We start from the raw sequence: 3,086 nt of genomic DNA on the forward strand, positions 1-3,086 counted from the left end.
TCGGTGACGACGATGTCGCGCAGATGCCTCGGGATCGTCGTGTGCGCATAGTCCCAGACGATGTTGGAATTGACCTCCCCGCCCGCCTCACGCCAGCTGCGCAGGATCAGCACTGAACGGGCGCCCTCCAGCGCGTGGCCCTGCGCGACGAAGTTGTACTGCCCACCCACACCGCTGACCACGCGCCCGTCGGCCAACTGGTCGGACACCGCTGCGCCCAGCAAGGTCACGGTGAAACAGCTGTTGATGAACCGCGCATCGCGTCGTTGCAGGCGCTTGAGCGTCTCGTTGCCATAGAGCTCGTTGATATAACTGATGGCGGTCATGTTGATCTGCGCGATTTGCGCCGGCGAGAACTCCCGCAGTCGCTCATAGAAGCTCCGCGGGCCGAGAAAGAAGCCGCCGTGAATCAACACGCCGTCGCCGTAGACTGACTCGTCTAGTACCCCGGCGTTGGCCATTTCCTGCAGTTCGACATCGGCGTACACCTTGCGGCGGATGATTCCCGCGTCCAGCAACACCAGCAAGCCGTTGACCAGCATTTCGCTGCAGCCATACAACCCGGTGGCGAAGGGCATCACCCCGCCTTGGGCCTCGATCAGCGGTTTCCAGGTGGAGATGCCGTCCAGCTCGGCCAGGCACGCCCGATAGGTATCGTTATCGGCCTGCCGCGCCAGCAACGCGGCGGTCAGAGCGTCGCCCATGGAACCGATGCCGATCTGCAGCGTACCGCCATCGCGCACCAGCGTGCTCGCGTACAGCCCGATGAAGTGATCCTGGATACCGACAGGCATGTTAGGTGTGGAGAACAGCGTGCTGCGCTCCTCATGCTCGATCAACAGGTCGAAGGTGTCTGCGCTGACCTCGGCATCACCCTGCATGTAGGGAAGATCCGAGTGGACGTGGCCCAACATCAGAATGCGCTCGCCCGCTGCCCGGCGCTTTTCCACCATGGGCAGCAGGTCAAGGGTGATGTCGGGGTTGCAGCTCAGGCTGAGGTGATCGGGCCGTTGCGGGTCGCGGGCAATCAATTGCGCGATCAAATTAAGGCCGTTGGCATTGATGTCTCGCGCAGCGTGGCTGTAATTGCTGCTGACGTAACTCTGCTGCGCTTCGACACTGCCCAGCAGGCTGCCGGGCTGCATAAAGAACTGCTGGACGTGTACGTTGGGCGGAAGGTCATCCCGGCGCAGATCGGCCAGGAAATCCAGCTCCGGGTAATCGTCGAAGACGCGCTCCAGGAAGGGCTCCAGAAAGCGCGCCTGCAAACCGTCTCCGCCATCCGGTCGTCCGAGGCACAGGGCGGTGTAGACGGTCAGTTGCCGATCGGGCAGCGATTTGATCCGGGCATACAACGCGTTGGCAAAACGATTGGGTTTGCCCAGCCCCAGCGGCATACCCATGTGAACATGCGCCGGCAACTCGGCCAGCACGTGATCGACAGCTTGCTCGATCGAGCAGGATTGCGGCATCCGGCCTCTCCTGATTTGTTATTTGATGGGGGTTGGACCGGGCCTTCGGAGGATTTGCTGCATTGCGCCGCTTACGCCCTCAAAAAACGGCTGCGCCTTGTCAACTCAATCGCGCTTTGTCTCGATGTCCACCAGCTTGTCCTCGATGAACCGCAGGTGTTGTTTTGCACCGTTGCGGGGGCCGTATACCCACAGACTGACCTTCGCAGTGCCGAGTTTCGGAACGCCGTTGCTCCTGAGCGCAGGCATTTGATCGACGCTGCTGTCAGGCGCCCCACACTTCTGGCGCACGACATCGGCGGTGTCTCTGAGGCTGATGAGCGCGGTCCCGCAGCGCATCGTCGCGTCCGCAGTACTGGCGAAGAGCAAAACGGACAGGCCGAGGAAGATCAGTTTTCGGTTAATCATGACGCTGATCAGAAATTCGCCGGCGTGGCAGCACTGATGAGGCGCGCAGGAACGTCGTACGGGTTGCGAAAGCGATGCGGTCGAGAGCTCTCGAAGTAGTAGCTGTCGCCCTCTTCAAGCACATAGGTATCAAGACCGACCACCAGTTCAAGACGTCCCTCGACCAGAATTCCGGTTTCCTCGCCCTCGTGCACGAGCATTTCGACGCCGGTGTCGGCACCCGGCGGATAGACCTCGGAAAGGAACGCAATGGCACGGCTCGGATGGGATTTGCCGACCAGTTTCATGGTGACGGCACCGTCCGAGATATCGATCAGCTCACTGGCTTTGTAGACCACTTGGGTCGGGTTTTCGGGTTCGAGCTCTTCGGAAAAGAACTCCACCATGGACATCGGGATGCCGCCCAGCACCTTGCGCAACGAACTGATGGAAGGGCTGACGCTGTTCTTCTCGATCATGGAGATGGTGCTGTTGGTCACGCCCGCTCGTTTGGCGAGTTCACGCTGGGACAGACCTTTGAGTTTACGAATGGATTGCAGTCGTTCACCGACGTCCAATGCGGGAGTCCTCCTGATGATCAAGTTGGGTCAAGTGGCCGCCATCATGGCAACAGCGTTCAGTATTTACAACACTTGAGCCCACGGCCGGATCAGCAAAGGGACTGGCGGCCACCAAAGGCCGCGAAGGGGGTGTTTCCACGCAACTGCCGAGCCGCGGTCAGGCCCCGGAATAGAGCCTCGGCACGCGTTTCAGATTGCAGAGAATCTGGTAGGGGATCATGTCTGCGCGCGCCGCAACGTCACTGAGCAGGATGTGCTTGCCCCACAGTTCCACGGCGCTGCCGAGCCCCGCGCCGGGCACGTCAGTGAGGTCGACGCAGAGCATGTCCATCGACACGCGCCCGAGCAGCTGGCTGCGATGGCCGTCCACCATCACCGGGGTACCCGTCGGTGCCTGGCGCGGATAGCCATCGGCATAGCCCATCGCGACCACACCAATGCGCATGTTGCGCTCGGCGACGAATGTGCCGCCGTATCCGACAGGCTCGCCGGCAGGCAGATCCCGCACGCAGATCACCCGGGATTCAAGGGTCATGACGGGTTGCAAACGATCGGCGACCGATTGCGACTGACCGAACGGCGTCGCGCCATAGAGCATGATGCCCGGACGTACCCAGTCACTCGGTACGCTGGGCCAGCCCATGAC

The 3,086-nt window shown here is 61.3% G+C and carries 4 protein-coding genes; all 4 read right to left on the reverse strand.

Going from position 1 to position 3,086, the window contains the following annotated elements:
- A partial coding sequence (locus tag VF672_RS16780; RefSeq protein WP_331105684.1) for an acetyl-CoA hydrolase/transferase C-terminal domain-containing protein occupies nt 1-1,472 on the reverse strand: 1,472 nt, incomplete at its 3' end.
- A gap of 105 nt (nt 1,473-1,577) precedes the next feature.
- Complete coding sequence (locus tag VF672_RS16785) at nt 1,578-1,880, reverse strand: DUF2845 domain-containing protein (protein ID WP_331105685.1); 303 nt, start codon at nt 1,878-1,880, stop codon at nt 1,578-1,580.
- 8 nt (nt 1,881-1,888) lie between these two features.
- On the reverse strand, nt 1,889-2,437 hold the full coding sequence (locus VF672_RS16790; RefSeq protein WP_265387647.1) for a cupin domain-containing protein: 549 nt from the start codon (nt 2,435-2,437) through the stop codon (nt 1,889-1,891).
- A 160-nt stretch (nt 2,438-2,597) separates the two neighbouring features.
- The coding region (alr, locus tag VF672_RS16795; RefSeq protein WP_331105686.1) for an alanine racemase at nt 2,598-3,086 on the reverse strand (489 nt) is incomplete at its 5' end.

This window comes from Pseudomonas sp., assembly GCF_036387035.1.
Classification (GTDB): domain Bacteria; phylum Pseudomonadota; class Gammaproteobacteria; order Pseudomonadales; family Pseudomonadaceae; genus Aquipseudomonas.

What these genes read in the sequence shown, in the direction of transcription:
- VF672_RS16785 (WP_331105685.1), bottom strand. Translation starts at nt 1,880, where the DNA reads ATGATTAACCGAAAACTGATCTTCCTCGGCCTGTCCGTTTTGCTCTTC.